Source organism: Candidatus Magnetobacterium casense, from assembly GCF_019173545.1.
GTDB classification, from domain to species: Bacteria; Nitrospirota; Thermodesulfovibrionia; order Thermodesulfovibrionales; family Magnetobacteriaceae; genus Magnetobacterium; species Magnetobacterium cryptolimnobacter.
In genome coordinates, this window is sequence record NZ_JABXWD010000234.1 from 1 (window position 1) to 5,523 (window position 5,523).

The window sequence follows — 5,523 nt, forward strand, 5'->3', positions numbered from 1 at the left end:
TGGAGACAGTCCACGGTGTTCCTGAAGGCCCGGTCCAGTTTCAGCACGATGACGCACTGAACCTCACCGGCCTGTATCATGCCCTCGAGGGCTGCGCCTGCAGGCCGCTCGGCTATGGGCATTCCTCCCGAGACTCCGGCGTCAACGAGGATATCCACCAGGTCCATCCCCCTCAAGGTCGCGTAGCCCCGGAGTTGGTCCACCTGGCTCTTCAAGGATGTCCCGTCCACCTGCTCCTGGCTGCTCACTCTGGCGTAACCGACTGCTCTCATGGTCTGGTCTCCTGTTCGCTCTCGATCTATGGTACACTATGCCACAGATTACGTCGTTGGGTCAAGAAACTATCACACATTGTGTGATAGTTAGGCCAACCACAATATGGCGTGGTGTAAAGAAATACCATACCACATACAGTGTGTTACTCTGTGCGTAGTGTATACCACTTATAAGTGGTATACAAAAAAGGGGGCAAAAATCGTAGCACGATGTGTGACGAATTGGCAGTTCGTGCCACAATGGCCAATAACGGCAGGTCTAAATAAATGAGCGTCCTGATAACTTCGTCGTATCAGCATGTTATGACGATAAGATAAAAACGCCAATTTCGGGCCCTCTTTCCCACCATCCGGTTGCCGTGAAAGGAGCGCGTACGAACGCGCAAGGTAGGTAATTCAAGCGGCCCCCTTGACCAGTCGGCTGGACCCAACAGGAAATCGCCGACAAACTCCAGGAACTATGGCCAGAGGCCAAGGGGACGAGCCAAGACATGGTGTCACAGATCTTACGCAAAAATGACGATAATCACTTTTGCGTAAAGATCCTCTCCCACTTCGAGGCCGGCCACTCCATCGAGATGGTGCAATAAATTTGTTGCACCCATGGTCCCGCCCTCGAGGGCATCGAGCGTGCAGGGGTGGTCAAATCGACGACAACTCCCCGTCAATTCTGGAGTCCCACAATCGTCATGGCCGGGCCCGCTGTCAGCCCTGCGTTGTCCAGCCCCAATTTCCACCAAATTTCTGGAAATGCCTTAACGACGAGGCGTGCTCAAATTGAGCACACTGGTTTTATTGGGAGAACTTGACTCAGGGCCCCAGGTGCCTCATACTATCGGCAGAAGCCACAGCGCGCGGACATATGAGCCGCAAACCGGGTCGCAAGACCTAGAAGGCGCTGGGGCTTTCGTCATTTCTGGACGGGGTAGAAGGTTATGAGCCGGTAGCCATCGGGGCCTTCGCCGAGAATCACTCTGAAGATCTCGTTGGTGGGTGCCTTGCCTTCCAGCATGAAGTTTCCGTCTCTTGTCCTATCGGGCGCCTCAGTGGTCTCCGTCAGTAACTCCTTCACACACGGCAAGAATCTGAATCGGCGCGCCACGTCCAGGATGTTGCGGCTCTCTCGGATATGCCTGAACCCAGGTCCTATGAACACCGTTGCCGGTTCTCCGAAGCACTTCACGGTGACAAATGGCCGTTCCCCCGCTGACTCTGCTTCCCACTGATCGATGAACAGCAGGGCTGCCGGGATGACCTTCTCCGGCCGTTTGGAGCCTATGGGATAGGGGAACACCTTGCACTTGAACATGCACGGAGAGTATCCGAGACCAGGGGAATGTCAACCGGCCCGCTGGATCATCGCCCTGGCATCAACGTGAGGAAAAATCGACCAGCACGCCACACGTCGCCTCAGCCTCAGCGTGAGCCCCGCACAGCCTCCCCTCGCCACGGGCAAAACCCTCAACCGAACCACCAACGCGCAACCACGGGCATCCTGCTGAGCCTGGTCTGCCAATACCTCCCCTGGAGTATGGGACCCAGGATCCTGGACCGGACCTCGGGAGGCCACGCGCGGTGATGGTCAGAAATTTGTGAGATGTCCCCCCGATCTCAGGATACGGTATCGATAGGGTATCCACACCTGGTGGTCTGGGTCGTCAGATTGACGACCCAGTGAATCGTCATCAATCTGATGATGACTTCTCCCCTCCCCAGCTTCTCGATACACGCCGTGACCTCGGAGTAATCGTAAACCCGCTGGTTCCCATTCTGCGGATCCCGGCCAGTCTCGACGCGGAGGGGAAGGAGGTAGTGAGTGGCCAGGTCCATCGAAACAGTATGTTGCAACATACTGTTTTCTATTCCAGGAAGATTGCCGAGAGCGATTCGGGCAAGCACATCCTTTTCCTGTTTCAACCCGAAGATCTCCGCGATCTCTTTCCAGTCTCTGCCTTCGGCCCGCATCCTGGCGAAGCAGACGCACTCGGCCTGCCAGTTGAAGGAGCAGACTCGATCCAGGTTTCCTCAGGATGCCGCCCTGTGGCTGCCTGTGTTGACCGTACAGCCCGTTCGCGCCCAGAGGATAGGGTTCCCCCTCCCGGCCGGTCATCATGGAAATTTGGGGGAATGGTTGAAGGTAGGAGCGCGTTCGGTGAGATGTGGGGGTGGTAGGCCCGGCAACCAAGCGGCAACCGGGCCGGTATTATCGGTTAAGCGTCCTGGACTCTGTCAGGGAAGTGGCGTTCGATAACCTCTATTTGGTCGTGTCGTTCGCACCACTCGTAGGCTTCGTCCGTTGTCATGGGGGCAAGATCCTCGCCACCGATTCTACCCGAGTCGCACGGCCGGGCGTATTTACTGGCAGCCCCTCCCTCTCCGAACAGGAACCAATTCCCATTGGGGGTACGATAGAGCGTTTCCTCCCACCAGTGAAAATCGGAGCTGTTATGGCGGCTCTGGTCGGAAGCTATCATGGTTGCGGTGTCTGTGTCGTACCGTTTGCCGTCGATGATTTTTTTCATTTGGACTCACCTCCATTGCCGGGCTTGAAGCTCCTCATGGCCTCCGTGACGGCAGCCTGGACGGCCGGGTCAGTTGCGTAAGACGCTTGGGTACGGTCCCACACCTCACACTGTCTAACAAGCTCTGCCCTGAGAGCGTACATCTGCGTCCACAGGAGCGCTACTAGATCCTTATTCCCTGACATCCTCTCCATAATGTCCGACGTGGTTTTCTCTAAGGCTTCGATGATATAGGACATGTTGAACACGGATTCAAAGGCCGTGTGGAAAAATACAGGATTGTCGTTGAAGTCCGTGCACCGTTTTGCGATCCAATGGTCAACCACTTCGCTCGCGTAAGCGGCGTGTGTGTCTGTGAATTGTATAACATCATCAGAGGCTTCCCGGCCTGTTCTCCCTCTCTCGTTCATGCTAGATCCTCCTTTAATGGTGAAAGTGTCGTGGTGGCAGTCAGTTAGACACGCGCCTTCAAACCGGATCTCGGTTTTTGGCTGTGTCAAATTTGTGTCATTGGGTTGTGATCGGTTGTGTCTTTTTATGACACAAAGGGGAAAGTCGTTCGGCCAAGTGGTTGATATTGTTGCCTGATAAGGTCATGGTCAATGGCTGTTAACCACTAGGTTGTAGGTTCGAGTCCTACTCGGGGAGCCACCGTTTCCACAACCATTTCATTAGGTTACACAACCCTCAAGTACCTGTTTTTTTGCCTCAGAATAACCATTGTGTCAGATTTGTGTCTTTGAGTTGCGCAAACCCGCTCCGAGGCTTCGATTAAGTTGATTAGTTCGGGTGCGGAGTAGTGGGTCGTGATCCGGCTCGATTTGTGCCCCAAGAGGTCCTGGCGGTCTTCTAGACTGACTCCAGCCGCTCTCAATCTCCGGCCATAGGTGTGTTTCAGGTCGTGGACGCGCACAAAAGGTAGGTTGGCTTTGACTCTGGCGTCCTTCCAGGCCGTGTTATACATGCTCCTCACCGGACTTCCCTTGTACGTGAACACCCAAACCGGGTCTTGATCTCTCACCTCTTCGATTACGCTCTTGGCTACGCTGTTCAGAACCACGAGACGATCTTGTTTGTTCTTCACCACGTCTCCAGGGAGGATAAACACCGAGGTTTCGATCTCTGGGGCCTTGATCTCATAATCCCAGCGCAATCCACAAACCTCCAGGTTCCTGAGCCCCGTATTCACGGCGAACAAAGACATCTGGATAAGGTGTTGGGGGAGTAAGCCAAAAAGGCGTTCCTGTTCAGCCCAGGCCAGGGGGTAGGGGGATCGCGCATCACTGCGAGGGATTAGCCGTATCTTCGGCGCGGCCTGCAACCACGTTAGACCGTTTTCGTCGAGCCACTCACCAGCGGCCAGGTTCAAGATGTGTCGGACCACTTCCAGTGGCATGTTGATTGTCCTGGCCTTCCAGCCCATCTTCCGCCCGTGGTCGATGTATGGCCGGACAGTCCCCATGTGAACGTTTTCTAAATAGAGATCTCCAATGAAAGGATCAATCCTCTTCAGACACCAAGCATCTTTGTCGAGCGACCTCTTCATGCTCTCCCTTAAATACTTCGTGGCCGCCTCCCTGAATGTCCTCTTCGGCCTAACCCCGTACACCACCGCGTTCCTGACCTGTTCCATCCGGAACGCTAGATAACGTTGCGCTTCCGCGAGGTCACCAGTGCCAGTGCTTTCTCGAATTCGGCAACCGTTGACGATCTTGGAGACGTGCCACGTGTCGCCGCGCTTAATGAGTCCCGGCGGGACCTTGAGTCCCATGATTTTCCCCTCCTTTCCTTTCTGCCGGGACGACTTTCCCGACTCTTATATTCATCGAACCACTTGTCCAAGTCAATCCTGTCGAACGCCACGCCCTGCGAACCTATTGGAATTTCCTGCAAATGTGGTCGAATCTCGGCATTGAACGTGTTGATGTTCGTCCCGAGGTAGGCCGGCGCGTCCCGGAGTCTGATCACCCTCGGAAGGATGCAGTGGCGTGGCATCCGGCGCTTCCGCCTCTTGACCTTCGGGGCAGGTTGACCCTCGATGCCGGGAATCTTTACACCTACGGTCAGCCGTTTCACTTCTTCGATTGACAGAGCTATGATTCTCGCCATCGCTTCTCACCAAACCGTGAAATCGCTCCTCCACATCGATCCCGCCACCGCGCCTGCGATGCAGGCCGCGGGACGGGCGCTCTTGCAATCCGCTTGCTCACGGCCGATACGCTCGCTCTTTGGTACGATCGAGTATCGTCTTGGCCAAGAGAATTAGTTCGTCTTCGGAGCAACGCCTGAGTAATTCGTGATAGATGTTTCGAACCATCGTTTCCATCGAGGCGCTGCTTCTCGCCTTGCGAAGCTGTTCGTCTATTGTAGATTCGCGTGGGCGGTCCTGCCTCGTCTCAGTCTTGCAGTCCACCATACTCGGCGATAGGTAGGGCTGTTCAGCTATCTCCACGAACTCAAGCTGCTCTTCAGCCTCATGGTCTGATGTGTCCACACCGGGACAGAAGGAGCTGTCGCCCTCTGTCTCGACGCTTTCGGTATCGGAGACGTGCTCTGGCGCCGGGTCGGATTCCGTCTCGGATCCCTCGCCGTAAAGCCGGTCTACTTCAGCTTTTGTAGGCGGCCACCAACCTCGGTCAATCCAGTGCTGAGGGACCTTGACCACCTCCGCCCCGGTCACGGAATAGTGAATGAGAGCTCTGCGAGCAATCCCAAGACGATGGTTG

General features: G+C 55.4%; 8 protein-coding genes and 1 tRNA gene. 2 read left to right on the plus strand and 7 right to left on the minus strand.

All coding sequences use genetic code 11. The annotated features are described in order from the left end of the window. The 5 genes from HWQ67_RS12010 to HWQ67_RS12030 all read right to left on the minus strand — a co-directional run. On the minus strand, nt 1-272 hold a 272-nt coding region (locus tag HWQ67_RS12010), incomplete at its 3' end, for a recombinase family protein (RefSeq protein WP_218252931.1). A 913-nt stretch (nt 273-1,185) separates the two neighbouring features. Continuing rightward, nucleotides 1,186-1,584: a hypothetical protein gene (locus HWQ67_RS12015; RefSeq protein ID WP_218252932.1), complete on the minus strand. Its 399-nt coding sequence runs from the start codon at nt 1,582-1,584 to the stop codon at nt 1,186-1,188. 302 nt (nt 1,585-1,886) lie between these two features. Next, complete coding sequence (locus HWQ67_RS12020) at nt 1,887-2,240, minus strand: hypothetical protein (protein WP_218252933.1); 354 nt, start codon at nt 2,238-2,240, stop codon at nt 1,887-1,889. Nucleotides 2,241-2,485: 245 nt separating this feature from the next. Continuing rightward, complete coding sequence (locus HWQ67_RS12025; RefSeq protein WP_218252934.1) at nt 2,486-2,797, minus strand: hypothetical protein; 312 nt, start codon at nt 2,795-2,797, stop codon at nt 2,486-2,488. Further along, nucleotides 2,794-3,207 (minus strand): hypothetical protein, encoded by a 414-nt coding sequence (locus tag HWQ67_RS12030; protein WP_218252935.1) that lies wholly within the window; start codon nt 3,205-3,207, stop codon nt 2,794-2,796. The genes HWQ67_RS12025 and HWQ67_RS12030 overlap by 4 nt, the downstream gene beginning before the upstream one ends. Before the next feature lie 171 nt (nt 3,208-3,378). On the opposite strand from HWQ67_RS12030, the gene HWQ67_RS12035 reads away from it, so the two are divergent. Then, nucleotides 3,379-3,448 (plus strand) — tRNA-Asn (locus HWQ67_RS12035). Nucleotides 3,449-3,473: 25 nt separating this feature from the next. Here the strand turns inward: HWQ67_RS12035 and HWQ67_RS12040 are convergent. Beyond that, nucleotides 3,474-4,568, minus strand: a complete 1,095-nt coding sequence (locus HWQ67_RS12040; protein WP_218252936.1) for a tyrosine-type recombinase/integrase — start codon at nt 4,566-4,568, stop codon at nt 3,474-3,476. Nucleotides 4,569-4,690: 122 nt separating this feature from the next. Between HWQ67_RS12040 and HWQ67_RS12045 the strand changes: the two genes are divergently transcribed. Beyond that, nucleotides 4,691-4,885: a hypothetical protein gene (locus HWQ67_RS12045; RefSeq protein WP_218252937.1), complete on the plus strand. Its 195-nt coding sequence runs from the start codon at nt 4,691-4,693 to the stop codon at nt 4,883-4,885. Between the two features lie 118 nt (nt 4,886-5,003). On the opposite strand, the gene HWQ67_RS12050 is transcribed toward HWQ67_RS12045, so the two are convergent. Next, nucleotides 5,004-5,523, minus strand: a 520-nt coding sequence (locus tag HWQ67_RS12050) for a hypothetical protein (protein WP_218252938.1), incomplete at its 5' end; no start/stop codon positions are given.